Annotated in this window: 25 protein-coding genes; 14 read left to right on the top strand and 11 right to left on the bottom strand. The window is 72.4% G+C overall.

Translation table 11 applies throughout. The annotated features are described in order from the left end of the window. The first annotated feature begins 4 nt into the window (after window positions 1-4). Both SM573_RS10030 and SM573_RS10025 read left to right on the top strand, forming a co-directional pair. Window positions 5-1,921 (top strand): fumarate reductase/succinate dehydrogenase flavoprotein subunit, encoded by a 1,917-nt coding sequence (locus tag SM573_RS10030; protein ID WP_474613637.1) that lies wholly within the window; start codon window positions 5-7, stop codon window positions 1,919-1,921. Further along, on the top strand, window positions 1,921-2,985 hold the full coding sequence (locus SM573_RS10025) for a succinate dehydrogenase/fumarate reductase iron-sulfur subunit (RefSeq protein WP_474615942.1): 1,065 nt from the start codon (window positions 1,921-1,923) through the stop codon (window positions 2,983-2,985). The genes SM573_RS10030 and SM573_RS10025 overlap by 1 nt, the downstream gene beginning before the upstream one ends. Before the next feature lie 88 nt (window positions 2,986-3,073). Here SM573_RS10025 and SM573_RS10020 read toward each other — a convergent pair whose 3' ends face one another. Continuing rightward, window positions 3,074-3,514: a (deoxy)nucleoside triphosphate pyrophosphohydrolase gene (locus SM573_RS10020; protein WP_474613635.1), complete on the bottom strand. Its 441-nt coding sequence runs from the start codon at window positions 3,512-3,514 to the stop codon at window positions 3,074-3,076. 184 nt (window positions 3,515-3,698) lie between these two features. On the opposite strand from SM573_RS10020, the gene SM573_RS10015 reads away from it, so the two are divergent. Next, window positions 3,699-4,004 carry a 4a-hydroxytetrahydrobiopterin dehydratase gene (locus tag SM573_RS10015; RefSeq protein WP_474613634.1) on the top strand — a complete coding sequence of 102 codons (306 nt, stop codon included), beginning with the start codon at window positions 3,699-3,701 and terminating at the stop codon, window positions 4,002-4,004. Here SM573_RS10015 and SM573_RS10010 read toward each other — a convergent pair. Both SM573_RS10010 and SM573_RS10005 read right to left on the bottom strand, forming a co-directional pair. Further along, window positions 3,980-4,384 (bottom strand): VOC family protein, encoded by a 405-nt coding sequence (locus SM573_RS10010; RefSeq protein WP_474613633.1) that lies wholly within the window; start codon window positions 4,382-4,384, stop codon window positions 3,980-3,982. The two genes, SM573_RS10015 and SM573_RS10010, sit on opposite strands and share 25 nt — an antisense overlap. Before the next feature lie 5 nt (window positions 4,385-4,389). After that, window positions 4,390-4,743, bottom strand: coding sequence for a DUF1801 domain-containing protein (locus SM573_RS10005; protein ID WP_474613632.1), 354 nt, complete (start codon window positions 4,741-4,743; stop codon window positions 4,390-4,392). Window positions 4,744-4,850: 107 nt separating this feature from the next. Here SM573_RS10005 and SM573_RS10000 point away from each other — a divergent pair, with 107 nt between their 5' ends. The 3 genes from SM573_RS10000 (at window position 4,851) to SM573_RS09990 (ending at window position 6,953) form a co-directional block, all read left to right on the top strand. After that, a complete protein-coding gene (locus SM573_RS10000) occupies window positions 4,851-5,735 on the top strand; it encodes a LysR family transcriptional regulator (protein WP_474616057.1) in 885 nt (294 codons plus the stop codon). A gap of 46 nt (window positions 5,736-5,781) precedes the next feature. Beyond that, on the top strand, window positions 5,782-6,144 hold the full coding sequence (locus SM573_RS09995) for a PH domain-containing protein (protein WP_334449238.1): 363 nt from the start codon (window positions 5,782-5,784) through the stop codon (window positions 6,142-6,144). A 65-nt stretch (window positions 6,145-6,209) separates the two neighbouring features. After that, window positions 6,210-6,953 carry a class I SAM-dependent methyltransferase gene (locus tag SM573_RS09990; protein ID WP_474613631.1) on the top strand — a complete coding sequence of 248 codons (744 nt, stop codon included), beginning with the start codon at window positions 6,210-6,212 and terminating at the stop codon, window positions 6,951-6,953. A gap of 21 nt (window positions 6,954-6,974) precedes the next feature. Here SM573_RS09990 and SM573_RS09985 read toward each other — a convergent pair whose 3' ends face one another. Then, a complete protein-coding gene (locus SM573_RS09985; protein ID WP_474615941.1) occupies window positions 6,975-7,742 on the bottom strand; it encodes a hypothetical protein in 768 nt (255 codons plus the stop codon). 89 nt (window positions 7,743-7,831) lie between these two features. On the opposite strand from SM573_RS09985, the gene SM573_RS09980 reads away from it, so the two are divergent. After that, the gene (locus SM573_RS09980; RefSeq protein WP_474615940.1) at window positions 7,832-8,746 is read left to right on the top strand and encodes an SDR family oxidoreductase; all 915 of its coding nucleotides are present in this window, start codon (window positions 7,832-7,834) and stop codon (window positions 8,744-8,746) included. 34 nt (window positions 8,747-8,780) lie between these two features. Here the strand turns inward: SM573_RS09980 and SM573_RS09975 are convergent, their stop codons facing one another. The 3 genes from SM573_RS09975 to SM573_RS09965 form a co-directional block, all read right to left on the bottom strand. Beyond that, window positions 8,781-9,275, bottom strand: a complete 495-nt coding sequence (locus tag SM573_RS09975; protein ID WP_474613628.1) for an N-acetyltransferase family protein — start codon at window positions 9,273-9,275, stop codon at window positions 8,781-8,783. Window positions 9,276-9,356: 81 nt separating this feature from the next. After that, the gene (locus SM573_RS09970) at window positions 9,357-10,133 is read right to left on the bottom strand and encodes a class I SAM-dependent methyltransferase (protein WP_474615939.1); all 777 of its coding nucleotides are present in this window, start codon (window positions 10,131-10,133) and stop codon (window positions 9,357-9,359) included. A gap of 191 nt (window positions 10,134-10,324) precedes the next feature. Continuing rightward, window positions 10,325-11,002: a DUF1028 domain-containing protein gene (locus SM573_RS09965; protein ID WP_474613626.1), complete on the bottom strand. Its 678-nt coding sequence runs from the start codon at window positions 11,000-11,002 to the stop codon at window positions 10,325-10,327. Window positions 11,003-11,513: 511 nt separating this feature from the next. Here SM573_RS09965 and SM573_RS09960 point away from each other — a divergent pair. The 3 genes from SM573_RS09960 to SM573_RS09950 all read left to right on the top strand — a co-directional run bounded on the left by SM573_RS09960 (window position 11,514) and on the right by SM573_RS09950 (window position 13,296). After that, the gene (locus SM573_RS09960; RefSeq protein ID WP_474615938.1) at window positions 11,514-12,059 is read left to right on the top strand and encodes a transposase; all 546 of its coding nucleotides are present in this window, start codon (window positions 11,514-11,516) and stop codon (window positions 12,057-12,059) included. Between the two features lie 37 nt (window positions 12,060-12,096). Continuing rightward, on the top strand, window positions 12,097-12,564 hold the full coding sequence (locus SM573_RS09955) for a hypothetical protein (protein ID WP_474615937.1): 468 nt from the start codon (window positions 12,097-12,099) through the stop codon (window positions 12,562-12,564). Window positions 12,565-12,765: 201 nt separating this feature from the next. After that, window positions 12,766-13,296 carry a GNAT family N-acetyltransferase gene (locus tag SM573_RS09950; protein WP_474615936.1) on the top strand — a complete coding sequence of 177 codons (531 nt, stop codon included), beginning with the start codon at window positions 12,766-12,768 and terminating at the stop codon, window positions 13,294-13,296. A 701-nt stretch (window positions 13,297-13,997) separates the two neighbouring features. On the opposite strand, the gene ychF is transcribed toward SM573_RS09950, so the two are convergent. The 4 genes from ychF to SM573_RS09930 form a co-directional block, all read right to left on the bottom strand. Continuing rightward, the gene (gene ychF / locus SM573_RS09945; protein WP_474613624.1) at window positions 13,998-15,083 is read right to left on the bottom strand and encodes a redox-regulated ATPase YchF; all 1,086 of its coding nucleotides are present in this window, start codon (window positions 15,081-15,083) and stop codon (window positions 13,998-14,000) included. Window positions 15,084-15,143: 60 nt separating this feature from the next. Continuing rightward, window positions 15,144-15,881, bottom strand: coding sequence for a Type 1 glutamine amidotransferase-like domain-containing protein (locus tag SM573_RS09940; protein ID WP_474615935.1), 738 nt, complete (start codon window positions 15,879-15,881; stop codon window positions 15,144-15,146). Window positions 15,882-15,970: 89 nt separating this feature from the next. Continuing rightward, window positions 15,971-16,456 (bottom strand): hypothetical protein, encoded by a 486-nt coding sequence (locus tag SM573_RS09935; protein WP_474613622.1) that lies wholly within the window; start codon window positions 16,454-16,456, stop codon window positions 15,971-15,973. Between the two features lie 163 nt (window positions 16,457-16,619). Beyond that, entirely contained in the window at window positions 16,620-17,006 is a 387-nt protein-coding gene (locus SM573_RS09930; RefSeq protein WP_474613621.1) for a winged helix-turn-helix transcriptional regulator, read from the bottom strand. Between the two features lie 68 nt (window positions 17,007-17,074). Here SM573_RS09930 and SM573_RS09925 point away from each other — a divergent pair, with 68 nt between their 5' ends. The 4 genes from SM573_RS09925 (at window position 17,075) to SM573_RS09910 (ending at window position 21,401) form a co-directional block, all read left to right on the top strand. Further along, window positions 17,075-17,974, top strand: coding sequence for an LLM class flavin-dependent oxidoreductase (locus SM573_RS09925; RefSeq protein ID WP_474613620.1), 900 nt, complete (start codon window positions 17,075-17,077; stop codon window positions 17,972-17,974). Beyond that, complete coding sequence (locus SM573_RS09920) at window positions 17,971-19,290, top strand: FAD-binding oxidoreductase (protein WP_474615934.1); 1,320 nt, start codon at window positions 17,971-17,973, stop codon at window positions 19,288-19,290. The genes SM573_RS09925 and SM573_RS09920 overlap by 4 nt, the downstream gene beginning before the upstream one ends. A gap of 99 nt (window positions 19,291-19,389) precedes the next feature. Beyond that, window positions 19,390-20,892 (top strand): DNA-3-methyladenine glycosylase 2 family protein, encoded by a 1,503-nt coding sequence (locus SM573_RS09915; protein WP_474613618.1) that lies wholly within the window; start codon window positions 19,390-19,392, stop codon window positions 20,890-20,892. Beyond that, window positions 20,889-21,401 carry a methylated-DNA--[protein]-cysteine S-methyltransferase gene (locus tag SM573_RS09910; RefSeq protein WP_474613617.1) on the top strand — a complete coding sequence of 171 codons (513 nt, stop codon included), beginning with the start codon at window positions 20,889-20,891 and terminating at the stop codon, window positions 21,399-21,401. The genes SM573_RS09915 and SM573_RS09910 overlap by 4 nt, the downstream gene beginning before the upstream one ends. The last annotated feature ends 33 nt before the right edge of the window (window positions 21,402-21,434 follow it).

Here is a 21,434-nt window from a genome sequence, read left to right as displayed (position 1 = left end):
GGACATGACCACTACCACTCGCATCGAACGACACCACTACGACGTCGTCGTGATCGGGGCCGGCGGCGCCGGTCTGCGCGCGGCGATCGAGGCCCGGCTCGCCGGCAAGAAGACCGCCATCATCTCGAAGTCGCTCTTCGGCAAGGCGCACACGGTCATGGCCGAGGGCGGCGCGGCCGCCGCGATGGGCAACGTGAACTCGCGCGACAACTGGCAGGTGCACTTCCGCGACACCATGCGGGGCGGCAAGTTCCTCAACAACTTCCGCATGGCCGAGCTGCACGCCAAGGAGTCCCCGCAGCGGATCTGGGAGCTGGAGACGTACGGTGCGCTCTTCGACCGCACCAAGGACGGCAAGATCTCCCAGCGCAACTTCGGCGGTCACGAGTACCCGCGCCTGGCGCACGTCGGCGACCGGACCGGCCTGGAGCTGATCCGCACCCTCCAGCAGAAGATCGTCTCGCTCCAGCAGGAGGACAAGCGCGAGTTCGGCTCGTACGACGCGCGGATCCGGGTCTTCGCCGAGACCACCATCACCGAGCTGCTGCTCGACGGCGACCGGGTCGCCGGGGCGTTCGGCTACTACCGCGAGTCCGGCGAGTTCGTCCTCTTCGAGACGCCCGCCGTGGTGCTCGCCACCGGCGGGGTGGGCCGCTCCTACAAGGTCACCTCGAACTCGTGGGAGTACACGGGGGACGGTCACGCGCTGGCGCTGCGGGCCGGCGCCAACCTGATCAACATGGAGTTCCTCCAGTTCCACCCGACCGGCATGGTCTGGCCGCCGTCGGTCAAGGGCATCCTGGTCACCGAGTCGGTCCGCGGCGACGGTGGCGTGCTCCGGAACTCCGAGGGCAAGCGGTTCATGTTCGACTACGTCCCCGACGTCTTCCGCAAGCAGTACGCGGAGACCGAGGAGGAGGCGGACCGCTGGTACACCGACCCGGACAACAACCGCCGGCCGCCGGAGCTGCTGCCGCGCGACGAGGTGGCCCGGGCCATCAACAGCGAGGTCAAGGCGGGCCGGGGCACCCCCGCCGGCGGCGTCTTCCTCGACATCGCCAGCCGGCTGCCCGCGGACGAGATCCGGCGTCGACTGCCCTCGATGTACCACCAGTTCAAGGAGCTGGCCGACGTCGACATCACCAAGGAGCCGATGGAGGTCGGCCCGACCTGCCACTACGTGATGGGCGGCGTCGAGGTCGAGCCCGACAGCGGTGCGGCCGTCGGCCACGTACGCGGTCTCTTCGCCGCCGGTGAGGTCTCCGGCGGCATGCACGGCTCGAACCGGCTCGGCGGCAACTCGCTGTCGGACCTGCTGGTCTTCGGCAAGCGGGCGGGCGGGCACGCCGCCTCGTACGCCGACAGCCTGGCCTCGCGTCCCCAGGTGGCCGTGCAGGCGGTCGAGGCCGCGGTGGAGACCGCGCTCGCGCCGCTGCAGCGGGACACGGGCGAGAGCCCGTACACCCTCCAGCAGGACCTTCAGGCCGTGATGGGTGACCTGGTCGGCATCATCCGGCGCGAGGGTGAGCTGGCGGACGCCCTGGTCCGCCTCGCCGAGCTGCGCGAGCGGGTGGCCAAGGTGAGCGCGGCCGGCGGGCGGCGCTACAACCCGGGCTGGCACCTGGCCCTCGACCTGCGCAACATGCTCCTGGTCTCGGAGTGCACCGCCAAGGCCGCGCTGGAGCGGCGCGAGTCCCGGGGCGGGCACACCCGGGAGGACCACCCGGCGATGGATCCGCAGTGGCGCCGGGTCAACCTGGTCTGCTCGCTGGAGGGCGACACGGTGCGGCTGGAGCGCAAGCCGCTGCCGAAGATGCGCCCGGAGCTGATCACGCTGTTCGACCGTGCCGAGCTGGCCAAGTACCTGACGGACGAGGAACTCGCGGAGTTCGACGCCCTCGCTGAGGAGGCGGGCAACTGATGGCAAGCAAGCGTCAATTTCGCATCTGGCGGGGCGACGATAGCGGCGGCGACCTGCAGGACTACATGGTCGAGGTGAACGAGGGCGAGGTCGTCCTCGACGTCATCCACCGGCTCCAGGCCACCGACGCGCCCGACCTGGCCTGCCGCTGGAACTGCAAGGCGGGCAAGTGCGGCTCGTGCTCGATGGAGATCAACGGCAAGCCGCGGCTGGCGTGCATGACGCGGATGTCGACCTTCGAGCCGGAGGAGACCGTCTCGGTCACCCCGCTGCGCACCTTCCCGGTCATCCGGGACCTGGTCACCGACGTCTCGTTCAATTACGAGAAGGCCCGGGAGACCCCCGCCTTCGCGCCGCCGGAGGACGTGGCACCCGGTGACTACCGGATGCAGCAGGTCGACGTGGAGCGCTCGCAGGAGTTCCGCAAGTGCATCGAGTGCTTCCTGTGCCAGAACGTCTGTCACGTGATTCGTGACCACGAGGAGAACAAGCCGGCCTTCTCCGGGCCGCGGTTCTTCATCCGCGCCGCCGAGCTGGACATGCACCCGCTCGACGCGCGCAGCGACCGCAAGGAGTACGCGCAGGCGGAGATGGGCCTGGGCTACTGCAACATCACCAAGTGCTGCACCGAGGTCTGCCCCGAGCACATCAAGATCACTGACAACGGGATCATCCCCATGAAGGAGCGGGTCGTAGACCGCAGGTACGATCCCCTTGTGTGGCTTGGTAGCAAGATCTTCCGTCGGGGTGAGACGCCCCAGAGCAGCGTGACCAGCGCCCGCGCGGCCGGCCCGGCGACGCCGAGCACCAGCCGGGGCGGGGTGCACTCGCACGCGGGTGGCTCGCACGACCCGCAGGCCGAGGCCCAGGCGCAGAGCGGGGTCAACTGGCACCGCGAGGTGCCCCACCCGACCGCGCCGGCGGTGGACGAGCGGGGCAAGCTGCCGCTCACGGAGCTCACCTTCGACCGGGCGGCCGCGCCGTCGCCGTTCGGCGACGACGTCACCTTCCCGCTGCCTCCGGAGCACCTCAACTTCGCCCACCCGGAGCAGGACAAGCACTGAGCACGCCCATGACGACGACGGGGGCCGCGGCACTTGCCGCCGGCCCCCGTCCCGTTTCCCCCCGGGTGTCCGCTTCCCCGGCGGCGCGTCAGCCGGTCGTGAGGAGGGGACGCAGCGCCGCCACGATGGGGGCGTCGGCCGGCAGCCACGTCACCGAGTCCAGCTCGGCGGCGGAGAGCCAGCGCAGCGCCGAGTGCTCCAGCGGCTGGGGCTGGGCGTCGCCGAGCAGCCGCGCGGCGTACACCTTGAGCACCGAGCGGCCGTGGGCCATCCTGACGTTGCGGCCGACCCGGTCGCCGATCTCCACGCGGACGGCCAGCTCCTCGGCGCACTCGCGGACGAGCGCCTCGGTCTCGGACTCCCCCGGCTCCACCTTGCCGCCGGGGAACTCCCACATGCCGGCCACCTCCGGCGGCGCCGAGCGCGCACAGGCGAGCACCCGCCCGTCCCGAATGATCGCGGCACCCACGATCACCTTCAGCTCCCGCCGCGCGGCCTGCCCGCCGCCACTCGCCCGTTCGGTCTGCACGGCCGTCCAGCGTGCCAGATCAATCGGCGGTTTGGGTACCGTAACCGGCCGCTAGGTCAGGAAGACCCGGAAGTGTGGGCGTGGACACACGCACCGTAGGGCGACAAGACTAGAAGCCACCGACAAGACACGGGACGGCGACGATTTGGCCACAAGCCGGCAACGGCGCCTGGGAGGTGCGGTGATGCGCGCGCTGTTCAACGGCCGAGCGAAGCAGGACTACCTCTCCGACGCGCTCACCCTGCTCTCCGGGTGGACGCGGGAGGGCGAGCAGATCCGACGCACCCTCGTCATCGACGACAGCCAGCACGCCGCCCTGACGGAGCGCGTGAAGGTGGTCGCGGACGCACTGCACCTGCGGCCCGAGATCAGCCGCCGGGCGGACCAGACGCAGATCCGGGTCGGGCACGGCAACACCCCGCTGACCGAGGGCGAGGTGCTGCTCGCGGCCCGCATCGAGGACGCCTACCGCGCCGTCACCGAGTCCTGACCCGCGTCCTGCGGATACCAGCGGAGTTCCACCGAGTTGCCGTCCGGGTCACGGACGTAGATCGAGGTGGCCGAGCCCCGTGCCCCGAACCGCCCCACCGGCCCCTCCAGCACCGTGAACGCCCCGGCGTCGATCACCTCCACCCAGTCCAGCGGCGCCACCACCAGGCAGAAGTGGTCGACGTTCGACTCCCCGCGCTCACCGTGGACCAGGTCGATGATGGTCTCCGCGCTGACCCGCACCGAGGGGAACGGGACGCGGCCGGCGCGCCACTGCTCGACGCGCACCGGCTCCAGCCCGAGGCGGCCGCAGTAGAAGTCGAGTGACCGCTCGACGTCGGCCACGTTCAGCACGAGGTGGTCGAACCCGATGACCCGCATGCCGCTCACCTCTCCTCCAGCTCGCGCGCCCGGCCCAGCCAACCGGCGAACAGGGCCGGGTCGACGTCGTCGGCCGTACGCAGCTTCACCGACGCCATCCGGCGGGCGCCCGGCGCCAGCCGCCCGGACGGGTCGTCGACCTCCTGCCCGCGCCACAGACCGAAGGTGACGTACGAGCCGTACGCCTTGACCAGGCAGACCGGTCGCTGACCCGGCTTCTCCCCCAGGCCCCAGACCGGGTGGCCGTGCCAGATCGTGCCGGTGGCGTCCGGTAGCGCCGCGTCGATGACGGGCCGGAGCCGCTCGCCGATCTCCCGCAACGGCGGGTCCAGTTCGGCCAGGTAGCCGTCGATGCTCATCGTGGTGCCTTCCTCTCGGGAACGGCTCCACGATCCGCTTCCCGGCGGCCGGCACCAAGACGCGATCGGACTACGATCGTTGACCCGGAATCAACGATGGGATGGCGATGCTGGAGCGGTACGAGGTCGAGACGTTCCTGACCCTCGCCGACGAGCTGCACTTCGGCCGCACCGCGGAGCGGCTGCGGGTGACCACCGGCCGGGTCAGCCATGTGATCAAGCGGCTGGAACGCCGGATCGGCGCGCCGCTGTTCGCGCGGACCAGCCGGGTCGTGCGGCTCACCCCGATCGGGCAGCGGCTCGCCGACGACCTGCGACCGCTGGTGGCCGGCATCGAGGAGGCGGTCGCCCGGGCCGTCGACGCCGGCCGCGGTGTCACCGGGACGCTGCGGGTCGCGTTCCTCGGCGAGTGGACGGCGCCCGTGCTGCTCAAGGCCGTGGCCCTGTTCAGCGAGCGGCACCCCGACTGCGCGGTCGAGGTACGCGAGGTGCAGCTGTTCGACTCCCGGCCCAGCCTGCTCGACGGTTCGGTCGACGTGCTCATCGCGGCGTACCCCTTCGACGGCATGGCGACCGGCCCGGTGCTGCTCACCGAGGAGCGCGCCCTCGCCGTGCCGGTCGGGCACCCGCTGGCCGCCGAGCCGTCGGTGAGCATCGAGGTGCTGGCCGAGCACCCGGTGGTGCAGTACCCGGCGGTGACCTCGGCCGGCTTCAAGCGGGACCGCACCCCCGACCACACCCCGTCGGGCCGACCCGTGCCGAAGGGGCCGGCGGGCAACACGTTCTCGGAGATGCTGTCGCTGGTGGCGCTGGGCCGCGGCGTGCTGCCGGTCGGCGAGCACACCCGCCGCTACTACCCGCGCCCCGACGTCAGGTACGTGCCGATCCACGACGCCCCGCCCATCCGGCGCGGCCCGGTCTGGCTGGAGAGCAACGACACGGCGCGGGTGCGCGAGTTCGTCCGGGCCGCGGCCGACTCGGTCGTACGCTGATCCGCCGCTCCGGAACGGTTGGCGTGCGCTGCCTACCGTGGGGCGCATGGCGAACGCGACGTACGACCGCAAGGAGCAGTTCCAGCAGATCCAGAGCGGGCTGCTCGACGGTGAGCAGATCATCGCCGTCTACGACGCCGTCGGCACCGGCACCGGGTTCATCGGCCTCACCGACCGGCGCGTCATCATCCAGGACCGCTCGTTCGTCGGGAAGCGGTACGCCATCACCAGCATCCCGTACTCGAAGATCACCAGCGTGAGCGTGGTCAGCAACAAGTCGTGGGGCGGCTCGTTCTTCTCCACCGGCGCGATCGCCATCCACGTCGGCACGCACACCTACGAGGTGGAGTTCCGGGGCGCGCAGAAGAGCCACCACGTCCACAATGTGATCCTGCACTACATCTCCTGAGCGCCCGTCCCGACGCGCGCCGGGGCGGGAAAGGACGGCGGAGTGACAGGTCGGGGTCCGAGCCGGTGAGGCACGGCGAGTTCGAGGATCCCCGGCTGGTGCCGGTCTACGACGCCGAATGCCGCTGGGGCCGGGACGACGACTTCTTCCTCGCGGTGGCCGGCGAGACGCCGGGCGCGCGGGTGCTCGACCTCGGTTGCGGGACCGGTCGGTTGACCATTGCCCTCGCGGCGGCCGGCCACCCCGTCACCGGCGTCGATCCGGCCCGCGCCTCCCTCACGGCCGCGGCGGGCAAGCCGGGCGCCGACCGGGTCACCTGGGTCGAGGGCACCTCGGCGGCGCTCCCCACGGCGGCGTTCGACGTGGCGGTGCTCACGAGCCACGTGGCGCAGATCTTCCTCACCGACGCCGACTGGTCGGCGACGCTCGCCGACCTGCGCCGAGCGCTGCGGCCCGGGGGCCGGCTGGCGTTCGACTCCCGCGACCCGACGGCGCGGCGGTGGGAGCGGTGGAACCCAGTCGACTCACGACGGCGGGTCCTCCTGCCGGACGGCCGGGAGATCGGCGCGTGGACCGAGGTGACGGAGGTCGTGGACGACCTGGTCAGCTTCGTGCACCACTACGTCTTCCCCGATGGCGAGGAACTGCTCAGCTCGGCCACCCTGCGCTTCCGGACCGAACGTCAGCTGCGGGACTCGTTGCGGGCCGCCGGGTTCGCCGTCGAGGGCGTCTTTGGTGGCTGGCGTCGCGAACCGGTCGGCGCGGGTGACGGTGAGGTCCTCGTCATCGCCCGCGCCCCGAGCCCCTGAACCACGCGGTAGCGGCGCCGTTCACGCCCCGGTCACGGCTCGCCACGGCCGGGTGAGCAGGGCCGCGTCCGCGGAGCCGACGAGGTCGGGTGCGCCGAGGGCGATGGCCGCGTCCAGCAGAGCCGCGGCCGCCGTCGTCCACGGGTCGAGGAGCACCTCCCCGGCCTCGTCGTCCTCCGCGTCGACGGTGAAAGCCGCCGGGCCCGCCCACCGCCGGGCGCTGTCGGTCACGCACCGCCACACGAGGGTGAGGCCGTGACCGACCGGCGAGGCGACAGGTCCGGCTCCGGGCACCGCCAGCACATTCCGGTGATCGTCGTCCTGGTACGCCCCGCCCCCGGGTTGGGTGCCGAGCCACCGCCGCCACGCCCGGCTGTACGCCTCGTCGGCGGCGGGGTCGCGGGCGGCGGCCAGCCCGTGCGCGACGGGTCCGGTGAGCAGCCGGGCGCACTCCAGGACCTCGACCACGGCGGTGCCGTGCGCACCGAACAGGATCCCGGGCGGCAGTTCGGCCAGGACGTCGACGGTAGTCATCCGGGTGTAGCCGGCCCGGGCGGACAGCCCCTCGGCGGCCCGGGTCAGGGCGTTCCGCTCCGCGTCGTCGCGGGGCGGGACGCTCCGTACCCGGAACAGCCGGCCCGGCCAGCGCGCCACCAGGACCGACTCGATCCGGTGGTCGACCACGATCCACGGCGGACCCCAGGACGGGATGCTGACGCGCTCGCCCGCCCTCGCGCCCGCCATCGGGCCGGGCTGCTCGTCGCTGGCGTACACGAAGCCCTCGATCACGCTCGGCACAGTAGCGCCCGCACCGACACGCGGAGGACCCGCACAAAAGATGACAGTGGTTGTCGGGTATCGCCGATACCGTCCGGCACATGGAAGACACGCTGAAGGGGAAGGTGGCCCTGGTGGCCGGCGGCACGCGGGGCGCCGGACGCGGCATCGCGATCGAGCTGGGCGCGGCCGGGGCGACGGTGTACGTGACCGGCCGGACCACCCGGAAGAGCCGCTCCGAGTACGGACGACCCGAGACCATCGAGGAGACGGCCTCGCTGGTGACGGAGGCCGGCGGCGAGGGCATCGCCGTCCAGGTCGACCACCTGGAACGCGACCAGGTGCGCGCGCTCGTCGAACGGATCGAACGCGACCACGGCCGGCTCGACGTGCTGGTCAACGACATCTGGGGCGGAGAGCTGCTGGCCCAGTGGGACACGCCCCTGTGGGAGCACGACCTCGACGCCGGCCTGCGGCTGCTGCGCCTGGCCGTCGACACCCACGTCATCACGAGCCACTACGCGCTACCGCTGCTGATCAAGCGGCCGGGCGGCCTCGTGGTGGAGATGACCGACGGCACCAAGGAGTACAACGACGCCAACTACCGCGTCTCGTTCTTCTACGACCAGGCCAAGAGCGCGGTGATCCGGCTGGGTTTCGCGCAGGCGCACGAGCTGCGGCCGTACGGCTGCGCGGCGGTGACGTTGACCCCGGGCTGGCTGCGGTCGGAGCTCATGCTGGACCTGTTCGGCGTGCGGGAGGAGAACTGGCGTGACGCCACCGTCCGCGAGCCGCACTTCGTGATCTCCGAGAGCCCCCGGTACGTCGGCCGGGCGGTGGCGGCGCTGGCGGCCGACCCGGAGGTGCTGCGCTGGAGCGGTCAGTCGGTGTCCAGCGGGCAGCTCGCCCGCGATTACGGCTTCACCGACGTGGACGGCTCGCAGCCGGACTGCTGGCGCTACCTGGTCGAGGTGCAGGACCCGGGCAGACCCGCGGACGCGACCGGCTACCGCTGAGCGGCGCGCGCGGCGAGTCCGGGGCGGTCGACCGCTACCCGGCGAGGCTCTTCACCATGACGTGCTCGCGGCGCACGCCGTCGGGCATGAGGCCACCGAGTTCACCCGTGTCCCGGAAGCCGTGCCGCCGGTAGAGCTCCCGGGCGTGCTCGTTGCCCTCCACCACGGTCAGGCGCAGCGTCCGCGCCCCCGCCTGGCGCGCCCACCGCTCGACCGCGCGCACGAGGTGGTCGCCCACGCCCCGCCCACGCCCCGCCGGCGCCACGTACATCGAGATGAGCTCGACGACCCCGCCGTCGCCGGTCGGGACGCCGCTGGCCATCCCCACGGCTCGCCCGTCGAGCACGGCCAGCACGTTGTGCGAGCCGGGGGCGGCCAGTCGGGCCCGCCAGCGGTCCTCGCGGTCGCCGTCACCCTGCCAGTCCGCCAGTTGGGAGCCGAAGGCGTACCCGGCCTCCGACAGCGCGGCGAGCCGCAGCTCCCGCCACATCTTCCAGTCGTCCTCGCCGAGCACCCGTGTGTCGATCACGCGGTGAGGCTCCCGTAGCCGGGCGCGAGCGGCAACCCGATATCCCGCGACGCGGGGTGTCGACAGCACCGCGGCGGACGACTACTGCTCGCCGCGCCGGCGGGCCAGGTGGACGGTGATGTCGGCGACCACCTCGACCGTCGCGGGCAGGACCGCGGTGACCCGGCCGAGGGCCTGCCCGCGGGTGGCTGCCGGCAGTTCGAGGTAGGCCGAGACGGTCGAGAGGAGGCCGACGTAGTCATGCGCGCTCATCGTCAACCGGCGCTCGATGACGCGCTGCTGGACGTCGGTGAACCACTCGGAGCGTCGAAGCTCCGTCCCCGGCCACTGCGTGTCGTGTCCGGGAGGCGTCCCGTCCGGAGGCGGGACCTCGTCGCTCTCCAGGAACGCCGCCCGCGCCGCGCGGACCGCCTCCTGCACCACCGGGTCGGCCAGCCGGATCGGGCCACCGAACGAGGCGAACACGCCACCCGGCTCCAGCAGCGCGGCGACGCGCGACCACCGCCCCTCCGGCTCCGTCCAGTGCAGCGCGGCCGCCGCGTACACCAGGTCGTGGCGCTCGCCCGGTCGCAGGTCCTCGAGCGCGGCCCGCACGGTCCGGACGTCCGCCGGCACGTGCGATCGCAACTCGGCCAGCATGCTCCCGTCCGGGTCGGTGGCGGTGACCGTGATCCCGGGTCGGGCGAACAGGCGGGTGGCCTTGCCGGTCCCCGCCCCGATCTCGAGGGCGGTCCGCACCGGCCGGCCCGCGTACGCCATCACCAGGTCACGAAGCTCCGCGGGATACCCCGGCCGGTACCGTTCGTAGGCCTGGGCCACCGCTCCGAAGCTCAACGCGCGCCCCGACACGGCCAGCATTCTGGCACGGTGCGTTTCGACCCGCCGGGCGACGCGACGGGGGAACCCACCTGCGATGGATCCTCCTGCTGGAGGAACCTCTGCCGGAGCCGTCGCTGCTCGGGCACATGCGCGAACGGCTCAACCAACTGATCAACGCGGACCTGCGCCTCACGTCCGGCCAGTGGCCGGTCCAGCGTCCCGCCCGCGGGCTACGCGAGCGCCCGCCGGGCGGCCTCGCCCATCGGGTCGTCGCGGGTGGGCAGCCGGTGGATGGTCGGGAGCACCTCCTCCCGGAAGACGCCGTGCAGCCGGCGCAGTTCCCGCGCCGGATGCTCGGCGTCGTCGACCCGCACGTCCCAGAGCGGGTACGGCTGATCGCAGACGACCGTCACGGTCGCGGAGCGAGCGCCCTGCCGGTCGCCGCCGGCCTCCTCGCCGGCCTCGATCGCCAGCACGAGCCGCTCCGCCAGGTCGAGGTCCCGGCTCTCCTCGAACACCCGGAGGATCTCCGCGAGGGTCTCCGGGCCCACCAGACGGTTGCCCTGCACCGCGTAGCCCGGCCCGGTGCCGTGCCCCGCCCACTCCACGGCCTGGGACCCGGTGAAGGCGTACGACCGGCCCTGACGGTCGACCATGCCGACCTGCCGTACCTCCCGGCCCGGGTCGCGGGCCAGCAGCTCGGTCACGACGTCCCGCGGTGAGCGGCCCTCGGCGAGCAGCGGCAGGCCGTCGTAGGCCAGGAACGGGTTGGGGGTGGCCTGGGTCGCCACGGCACCACCCTCGGGGTGCACGTGTGCGACGAGCTTGCCGACCGCGGGTCTGGCCGTGAGGGCTCCCACGCCGAGCTGGCCGGTGCGCGGACACCGCGCGGCGATCGAGAAGGTCACGCCCGGCAGGTACCCGGGCGAAAGCCCGATATGCCCCGCATCGAGACGTCGGCGCGGAGCTACGGCGGTCGGTCCGCCACCCCGCCGGCCTCCTTCGACGTCGGGTGTTGGCCACCAGGAGCTTTCCGGCGACGATGCGCCGCTACGCGCAGCTCGCCACATGGGCCGAGTCCCTCGGCACGGTAGCGAAGGTTGGTCTGGAAGGTAGCGGCAGCTACGGCGCCGGGTTGCTGCGGTTCCTGACGGACTACGGCCTGACGGTGGTTGAGGTCGACCGCCCGGACCCGATCCACCCGCCGCCGGATCGGCAAGACCGACACCATCGACGCCGAGTCCGCCGCCCGGGCGGTCCTGTCCGGCCGCGCCACCGGCACCCCGAAGACCCGCGACGCACAGGTCGAGATGATCCGGGCTCTGCGCGTCGCCCGCCGCGGAGCGATGAAGGCTCGAATTCAAGCCGGTGGCCAAGTCGAGTCGCTCATCGTCTCGGCCCCGGAACCCGTGAGAACTGGTGCGCGGACTGGCCGGCAAGAAACGCATCCGCGTCTGCGCCGCTCTCAGGCCCGGCACGGTGTCTGACCCGGCGACCGCCACCAAAGTGGCGCTGCGCAGCCTCGCCAGACGCTGGCTCGCCCTGCAGGCCGAGATCGACGACCTCGACAGTCACCTGGCCGTCCTCGTCACCGCCGCCGCCCCGGATTTGATCGCGCTGCCTGGTATCGGCGTCGACACCGCTGGGCAACTCCTCGTCACCGCCGGCGACAACCCTCATCGCCTGCACTCCGAAGCGGCTTTCGCCCGGCTCTGCGGCGTCGCCCCCATCCCGGCCATCTCGGGACGAACCGACCGCCACCGCCTGCACCGCGGCGGCGACCGTGAAGCCAACTGCGCCCTCTGGCGCATCACCCTGGTCCGCATGCGCTGCCACCAGCCCACCAAGGACTACGTCACCCGCCGCGCGGCAGAGGGCAAGACCAAAACCGAGATCATGCGATGCCTCAAGCGCTACATCGCCCGAGACGCCTACCGACTGCTCGCACCTGCTCCCTCGGATTGAGCGTGCCTGAAGCCCCAGCAAGGGCCATCATGTCCGGGTGCACGATGTGGCCTGGGATGATGTCGCCGGTTGGTTCGAGCCCGACGGCTCGTTGCTGGACGCCTACGTTGTCGACGCCAACGAGACCGACTGGCAGCGGGTGATCGACCTCGTGAGATCCCAGGGGTGGCGGTTCGACTACACGGTCGAAGGGCAGTCCCGGCCACTACCGCAGCAGGCCGCCGACATTTTCGCTCTCCGCCGCGCCGAGGCGACTGTCACCATGCACATCTGGCCAGCGCCCAACATGCTGGTCAACACGCACTTCTTCAGTGATGACGAGGTCGAGTTCGACTTCGACCGCACGGAGCTACAGGGCCAGCACCAGCTGGATGTCCTCTGCCGCTTCATGCGCAGCCTTGGACACCAGCTCGGGAAGCCAGTGCGCCTGACGCCGGAGAACGGTCCGGAGCATCCCCTACTCATCTACTCGCCCACGGAGGATCGCTTCACCCCCACCGCTTGACGGAAATAAGAGCGTCCACTCCGCCGGCAGCCGGCCGGCTGCCCTGCGCCGGATGATGCTTGACGTCGTGGCCTCGGACGGCGCTGAACAGGCTCGCGAGGCGGCAACCGCGCGACTCGCGGCAGATGTGTGCATGCGCTCAAGGCTCTTCGGCCCAGAAATCCAGGTGAATAGAGCGCCACGCTGTGGTTGGGTCCCGGGGTGACCACCAACGTACGGCTCGAGCTCCTCACACCCGATCACGCCCGGCCCTTGGAACGGTTCGAGCGGGCCAACCGCGCCTTCTTCGCTGCACGAGTTGGTGACCGTGGAGACGACTTCTTCGAGCACTTCGACGACCGGCTCGCCGCTCGCGTAGACGAGAACCGGGAAGGTGCATCGTTGTTCTTCGTCATCGTCGACGGGGACGGTGAGATCCTGGGGCGGGTGAACATCAGCGACATCGACCAACCTGAGCTAACTGAGCTCGGTTTCCGGGTCGCAGAGCATGCCCAAGGTCGAGGCATCGCGACTCAAGGCGTGATCACCGCACTCGACATCGCGGCCACACGAGGGGTTAAGGCGGTGAAGGCACGCGTGTCCACCGCAAACCTGGCCTCGCGTCGCGTGCTGGAACACTGCGGCTTTGACCACACGGGACAGGCAGACGCGCCCAACGGTTCTTCAGAGACCTTCCTCGGCTACCGCAAGGATCTCGCCGGCGCGTCCTGTTCGCCAAGCTCCCCGTCCTGACATCGACATGAGCGGACGTCTCGCCAACACGGCCGCAGGTAGGCGCTGGCGGTCAGACCATGATGCGTCGCCGGACTAGAACTGGTGCCCCTTCGGGCAGCGCCAGCCACCGGGCGACCTCCGCCGTGGCCGACGTGGCTCCGACGTCAATGATGTTTTGACACCCGATCCGGCCCTGCGGGGCCACCTCGGCGTTGAACGTCGCCGCACGGTTCTCGGCGCGGCGAGCGCGTCGGTCCTGATCCATGGCCAGAACGCGAGGCGGTCGGGTCTTCCGCACGTAGGTGCCCTGCCCCTGACCCGACCCGACCCGACAAGTCCCTGCGATTTCAGAGCGGAAAAGCGCGAGACGCACCGTCGTACGCGAGGCATTGAACCCGTCGGCCAAGTCCCGCTCTGGGGCAGCCGCTCTCCGGGCGAGAACTCGCCTCGCTGGATGGCGTCGCGCAGTGTGTTCGCCCTTGGTAGGTACCAACCAAGCCTTGACCGTGGGCCGGTCCGGCTGATGCGGGGCGAGTCGGTCATCGTGGTCGCCGAACGGCTGGGGCACGGAACGCGACCCTGGTTCTGTCGACGTACGGGCATCTGATGCCGGACTCGGAGGAGCGCACCCGCCGGGCCGTCGACGAGGCGTGGGGTTGTGCCCCCGATGTGCCCCAGGGCCAAGGCGCAACCTCCTGACCTGCGGGAACGAGCGCGATTCAGACGTTGAAGCGGAACTCCACGACGTCGCCGTCCTGCATGACGTACTCCTTGCCCTCGATCCGGACCTTGCCGGCCGCCTTGGCGGCGGACATGCTGCCGGCCGCGACCAGGTCGTCGTAGGAGACCACCTCGGCCTTGATGAAGCCGCGCTGGAAGTCGGAGTGGATCACCCCGGCGGCCTCCGGCGCGGTCGCGCCGATCGGGATCGTCCAGGCCCGCGCCTCCTTGGGGCCGGCCGTGAGGTACGTCTGGAGCCCGAGCGTGCGGAAGCCCACCCGGACCAGCTGGTCCAGACCCGGCTCGTTCTGCCCGATCGACTCGAGCAGCTCGCGGGCCTCCTCCTCGGGCAGGTCCACCAGCTCCGACTCGATCTTGGCGTCCATGAAGATCGCCTCGGCGGGGGCGACCAGGGCGCGCATCTCGTCGAGGAACTCGGCGTTGTTCAGCTCGGCCTCGTCGACGTTGAAGACGTAGAGGAACGGCTTGGTGGTGAGCAGGTGCAGCTCACGCAGGTGCTCCAGCTCGATGCCGGCGTCCTTGGCGCCCGCGTAGAGCGTCACGCCGGTGTCGAGCAGCTCGACGGCCTGCTTCGCGGCGGTCAGGGCGGCCGCCCGGTCCTTGCGGAGCTTGGCCTCCTTCTCCAGCCGCGGGACGGCCTTCTCCAGGGTCTGGAGGTCGGCCAGGATCAGCTCGGTGTTGATCGTCTCGATGTCGTCGGCCGGCGAGACCTTGCCGTCGACGTGCACCACGTTGGGGTCGGAGAAGGCGCGGACCACCTGGCAGATCGCCGAGGCGTCCCGGATGTTCGCGAGGAACGCGTTGCCGCGGCCCTGCCCCTTCGAGGCTCCCCGCACCAGGCCGGCGATGTCGACGAACGACACCGGCGCGGGCAGCACCTTCTGCGAGCTGAAGATCTCGGCGAGCCTGTGCAGCCGCTCGTCGGGCAGCCCGACAACGCCGACGTTGGGCTCGATGGTGGCGAACGGGTAGTTCGCCGCGAGCACGTCGTTCTTGGTCAGCGCGTTGAACAGGGTGCTCTTGCCGACGTTGGGCAGGCCGACGATGCCGATGGTGAGACTCACGACGAGCCAGCTTACGCCGGTGGCGTCCGCCGCCGGGAACGTGGTGCGGTGTCGCGGGGATCAGTCCGGCAACCGGCGCGGCGTGATCACCGTCTCCCGCACGGTGCCGTCCTCGGTGCGGCGGACCTCGTACGCCGAGACGCCCTCCCGGTCCGCGACCGCCTCGACCAGCCGGTCGCCCCGGTAGACCAGCCCGACGCCGTCGTCGGTGCAGTGCGAGACGGGCAGGGTGCCCTCACCGACCAGCCGGTGGATGAGCGGCCGGCGCTGCTCCTCGCTGTCGTAGTGCACGCCGTTGCCGTACGGCAGCCAGCCGAGCCCGTCGGTGAACGCGCGCAGCCGCGGCCCGTAGCTGTCGGTGGCCCCGCCCGTGTGCCAGCAGATCGAGCCGGCCGAGACGCCGCCCAACACCACCCCCGCCTGCCAGCACTCGTGCAGGATCTCCCCGAGCCCGTGCACCCGCCAGACCGCCACCAGGTTGGCCACGCTGCCGCCCCCCACCCAGATCACGTCCTGGGCGAGCAGGTGGGCGCGGATGTCGTCGACGTTCGGCATGGGGAAGAGCGCCAGGTGCGACATCCGGAACCGGGTGTCGGCGAACGCGCCGTAGAGGGCGGTCAACGTGGTGGGCTGGTCACCACCGGCCTGCCCGAGGAAGCAGATCCGGGGCTGCGGGCCCGCCTGCGCCAGCTCCGCGCCGAGCTCGAAGACCGGCCCGGGCCGCAGGTCGTACGGCCCGCGGCGGCGGCTGAAGAAACCCATGCTGGTGGCGAGGATGGTCGGTTCGCTGGCGGGCATGCTCGTCCTTCCGTCGGTGACAGCCGTCGCCCATCCTGCCCGACCGGGGCACCGCCGGACCGGGGCGCCTCCGGCCGCGCGCCGTGCGGTCAGCCGCGGCGTTGGCGGGGCACCAGCGGGACGGGGGGCAGCTCGTCGGGTGACAGCTCGCCCGGGGGAAGCTCGCGGGCCGCGGCGTGCGGAAGGGTGAACCGGTCTTCCGCCGCCGCGCCGGCCGCGCGTGACTCGCGGAGCATCCAGCGCACCTCGTCGGCCGTCCAGCCGAGCCCGGGCCGGCTGGCGATCTCCCGGACCAGGCGCAGGCCGGGGCGGGTGTCGTCGTCGTAGAACCGCATGCACCAGTGGTGCGCCCACATGCCGAGCGCCCGCAGCCCCGCGTCGTCGAGGGAACGGACGAGGCGGCCGCAGGCGGTGTCGGCGAAGGGGCAGCCGGGATCACCGGCGCGGTCGCGGTCGATGGCGCCGACGGCGGCCGGAGCCACGGCCCGCATCCGCCGGTAGAAGCCCTGGAGGACGGCCCGGTCCAGCGGAGGGTGCTCGCTCCGCGTCGGTTGCCGACCCGCCACGCTCGCCATCGCCGCACCCCTTCTTGAGTTGGTGGCCGGACCGTACCCTCCACTACCGACACTTTCGGGCCGCACGGGTGGCAACCGCCCGGACCGGCACGGACGTCACCCACCGGCCACGGGACGGCGGCCGTCTCCGGTGCGGATCAGCCGTCGGCCGCGCCCCGGCGGGTCACCTGTCGGCCCTCTCGTCGCCGGGCGCCGGAACGGGCCCGCCCCGCCGGCGGTGGCTCCAGTCGATCAGCGGCTGGAGGAGCGACATCAGCTCGCGGCCGTCGGCCGTCGGGGCGTAGCGGATCTGGACCGGCGAGGACGGGATCACCGTCCGCTCGACCAGCCCGTCGGACTCCAGCTCCTTCAGGCGCTGGGCCAGCAGCCGGTCGGAGATGCCGGGCACGGCGCCGCGGTATTCACCGAAGCGACGCGCTCCCCGCACGCCGGCCAGGAGGATCGCGCCCGTCCACCGCCGGCCGACCAGCTCCAGCGAGTCCTGGAAGACCCGGCAGCCCGTGTCGTCGATGTCCTGAAAGTGCCGCAATGCGGCAATCTGCGCTCTCATCACTTACCAAATGTTAGTAGCTAACCTCGGGTTTGCCCACTCCGGCTGCGGTGCCCACCCTTGGAGCCATGACTGACTACCAGCACCCCATCACCTTCGGTCTGAGCCTCGATCCGTCCGCCGAGAAACTGGTCGAGACGCGACATCTGGCCCGGGCCGCCGCCGAGAGCGGCCTGGACTACCTCGCCATCCAGGACCACGTCTACCAACCCGGTCATCTGGACACCTGGACGCTGATCAGCCACCTCTCGGCCGAGACCGAACGGATCTCGTTCCTGACCGACGTGGCCGACCTGCAACTGCGTCCGCCGACCATGCTCGCCAAGGCCGGAGCGTCGCTCAGCGTGCTCACCGGCGGTCGCGTCGTCCTCGGTGTCGGCGGCGGCCCGAGCGCGGACGCCGTGGCCGCCATGGGCGGCCCGCGTCGCAGCGGCGCGGAGACCATCACGTACACGGCGGAAGGCTTGCAGATCATGCGCCGCGCCCTGGCCGGTGACGCCGTCCGGTACGTCGGCGAGCAGCACACCGTCGAGGGCTACCAGGGTGGGCCCGTGCCACCGGCGCCGGTGCCGCTCTGGCTGGGCGGCCAGCGGCCACGCATGCTGAGCGTCGCCGGCCGGTACGCCGACGGCTGGATCTCACCGCTCAACATCTACGTGCCGCCCGCCGAGGTGCCGCAGCGGCAGCAGATCATCGACGACGCGGCCCGGAAGGCGGGACGCGACCCGGCGGACGTACGCCGGATCTACAACGTCATCGGCGCGATCGGCCCGCGCGGTGGCGGAACCGGGCTGGTCGGCGACGTCCAGCTCTGGGTCGACACGCTGACCCACTGGGCGGTCGACCTCGGCTTCGACACGTTCATCTTCTGGCCGATCACCTCGCCCCGCTCCCAGCTGCGGGCGTTCACCGACCGGGTCGTCCCGGCCGTCCGCGAGCAGGTGCGCGAGATCAGGGAGCAACGATGACCGACGAACTGACCCTTCCCGAGTCCCTGCGCGGCAAGCTCGTCACGCCCGGCGACCGCCGGTACGCGATGCTGCGCTCCACGTACACCACCCGGCACTCCCCGGCCGGCGTCCTGCTGCCCGAGACCACCCGGCAGGTGGTCGACGCGGTCCGGTACGCCCGCGAACGCGGGCTGCCGATCGCCGTCCGCAGCGGCGGCCACGGCCTCGCCGGCACCTCGTCCAACGACGGCGGCCTGGTCATCGACCTCTCCGCCCTGAACCGGGTGGAGGTGCTCGACGAGCGGTCCCGGCTGGTCCGGGTCGAGGCGGGCGCCCGCTGGGCCGTGGTCGCGAAGACACTGGCCCCGTACGGGCTGGCCATCAGCTCCGGCGACCACGGCAACGTGGGCGCGGGCGGCCTGGCCACCGGGGGCGGCATCGGCTGGCTGGTCCGCCGCTACGGCCTGACCATCGACCACGTCCGGGCCGTCGAGGTGGTGCTGGCGGACGGCAGCCTGGTGCGCGCCGACGCCGAGCACGAGCCCGAGCTGTTCTGGGTGGTGCGCGGCGCCGGTGCCGGCGTCGGCATCGTGGTGGCGTTCGAGATCGAGGCCATGGAGGTGCGCAACGTCGGGCTGGCGCAGCTCGCCGTCCAGGCGAGCCCGGACGGTGCCACGGTGCGGGCGTGGGGCGAGTACCTGGCCCGGGCTCCCCGGGAGCTGAGCACGGCGGCCGTGCTCTTCCCGTACGGGCGGTCGGCCGTCATGCAGATCACCGCGGTGGCCGCCGCCGAGAGCCTGCGCCGGGCCCGGCCGCTCGTCGAGCCGCTGCTCGCCATCGGCAAGCTGCTCGACCACCGGATCGACCTCGTCCCCTACCCGGCCCTCGTGCCGGTGGCGCACCTGCACCCGAACGTCGGGCAGCAGCAGAGCACCACCACGAACGGCCTGCTGACGATGGACGACGGCGCCGCCCGGGCGATCATGCGGGCGGTCACCGGCCCGCACCAGACCCTGGTCCAGCTGCGGTCGGTCGGCGGCGCGGTCAACGACGTCGACCCGGCCGCCACCGCGTACCCGCACCGGCACCAGGACACCCTGGCCGTCGGCACGGTCTTCCCGCCCCACGGCGGGGCGGCGCTGGACAGCGCGTTCCGCAACGTCGCGGCCCGGGCCGACGGTGCCTACGTCAACTTCGAGAGCCGGCCGGACCGGGCGGCCTTCGACCGGATCTATCCGGGCGAGACCGGCAGGCGGGTCGCCGAGCTGTGGCAGCGGTACGACCCGGAGGGCGTGTTCCGCCCGGCGCTGCTCGGCGGACGGCGGGGCCGGTAGGAACCCGTCCGGCCGCGCGCGGGGCCCGGGCGGGCCCCCGCACGGCCGCGTCCGAATCCCGCCAGCCGATGCCCCTGACGTGCGGGCATCATCGGTGGCGTGGAGTTGGACTTCGAACGGTGTTATCGGGCGGTCGACAGCCGTGACCAGCGGTTCGACGGGTGGTTCTACACGGGCGTGACGTCGACGCGGATCTACTGCCGGCCGTCCTGCCCGGCGACCACCCCGAAGCGGCAGAACGTGCGGTTCTTCCCGTCCGCCGCGGCGGCGCAGCGCGCCGGGCTGCGCGCCTGCCGCCGCTGCCGGCCGGACGCCGCGCCGGGCTCGCCCCAGTGGGACGTCCGCGCCGACGTGGTCGGCCGCGCGATGCGGCTGATCGCGGACGGTGTGGTCGACCGGGAGGGCGTGCCCGGACTGGCGGCCCGGCTCGGCTACACGGAACGACACCTGCACCGGATGCTGCGCGCGGAGGTGGGCGCCGGACCGCTCTCGCTGGCCCGGGCCCAGCGGGCGCAGACCGCCCGGATCCTGATCGAGACGACCGGCCTCGGCATGGCGGAGATCGCGTTCGCCGCCGGGTTCGGCAGCGTACGCCAGTTCAACGACACGGTCCGGGAGGTGTACGGCGTACCGCCGACCGAGCTGCGCCAGGCACGCGGCCGGCGCCGGGAGGCCGGCGGGGCGGGAACGATCGCGCTCCGGCTCGCGTACCGTCCGCCGCTGCACGCCACCGCGCTGCTGGACTTCCTCGCGTTGCGCGCGCTGCCCGGGATGGAGGAGGTCCGCGACGGCACGTACCGCCGGGGGGTGCGGTTGCCGCACGGCACCGGCGAGATCACGCTGACCCCGGCGGACGGGCACGTGTCCGCGGTCCTGCGGCTGACCGACATGCGTGACCTGGCCCCCGCGGTGGCCCGTGGCCGCCGCCTGCTCGACCTCGACGCGGACCCGGAGGCCGTCGACGGCACGCTCGCCGCCGACCCTGCGTTCGCCGCCGCGGTCGCGGCCGAACCGGGCATCCGGCTGCCCCGCTCGGTGGACGGTTTCGAGATGGCGGTACGCGCGATCGTCGGCCAACAGGTCTCGGTCTCCGCCGCGCGCACGACCCTGACCCGCCTGCTGACCCCCGCGCCGCCGAGCCCAGCGGATCGGGACGCCGGCTCCGACGACGGCCCGGCCGGGCAGCCGCACGACCTGGCGGGCGGCGGGTCGGCGCCGGGTGTGTTGCGCGCGTTCCCGTCCGCCGATGAGGTCGCCGGGCTGCCGGACTCGGCGTTCCGCATGCCCGCCGGGCGGCGGGAGACGATCCGGTCGCTGGCCCGGGCGGTGGCCGCCGGCGACCTCGACCTCGAACCGGGCGGCGACCGCGAGGAGACCGTCCGGCGGCTCGTCGCGCTGCCCGGCATCGGCGCCTGGACCGCCGGGTACGTCGCGATGCGCGCGCTCGGCGACCCGGACGTCCTGCTCCCCACCGACCTGGCGGTCCGGCGCGGCGCGGCCGCGCTCGGCCTGCCCGACGACCCGAAGACCCTCGACGCGTACGCCGACCGCTGGCGCCCCTGGCGGTCGTACGCGGTGATCCGACTCTGGAGAGCGGCATGACCACGATCGACAGTGCGGTGCTGGCCACCCCGGCCGGCCCGCTGAGCATCCTGACCGGGCCGGACGGGGACGTCCGCGCCGCCGGCTTCACCGCCGACCCGGAGGTCCTCCTGCCGCTGGTGCACCCGACGCTGCGCGGGTCGCTGCGACAGCGCGCCGACCTGGGCCCGGTGACCGGGGCCGTACGGTCCTACCTCGACGGTGACCTCACGGCGATCGACCCGGTGCCCGTCGTCCAGCACACCGGCGGCGAGTTCATGGCGCACGCCTGGCAGGTGCTGCGCGAGGTGAAGCCCGGTGACCCGGTCACCTACACCGCGTTCGCGGGGCTCGCCGGCCGCCCCCTCGCGGTCCGCGCCGCCGCGGCGGCCTGTGCCCGCAACGCGGCCGCCCTCTTCGTGCCCTGCCACCGGGTGCTGCGCACGGACGGGACGTTGGGCGGCTACCGCTGGGGCCTCGACGTGAAGAAGTGGCTTCTCGGTCATGAGCGACAGCTGACGGCAAGCTGACAGCGGTGGGGGCGGCAGTTGACGCTACCGTCG

Source organism: Micromonospora xinjiangensis, from assembly GCF_056150165.1.
This window is presented reverse-complemented; position numbering and strand designations above follow the sequence as displayed.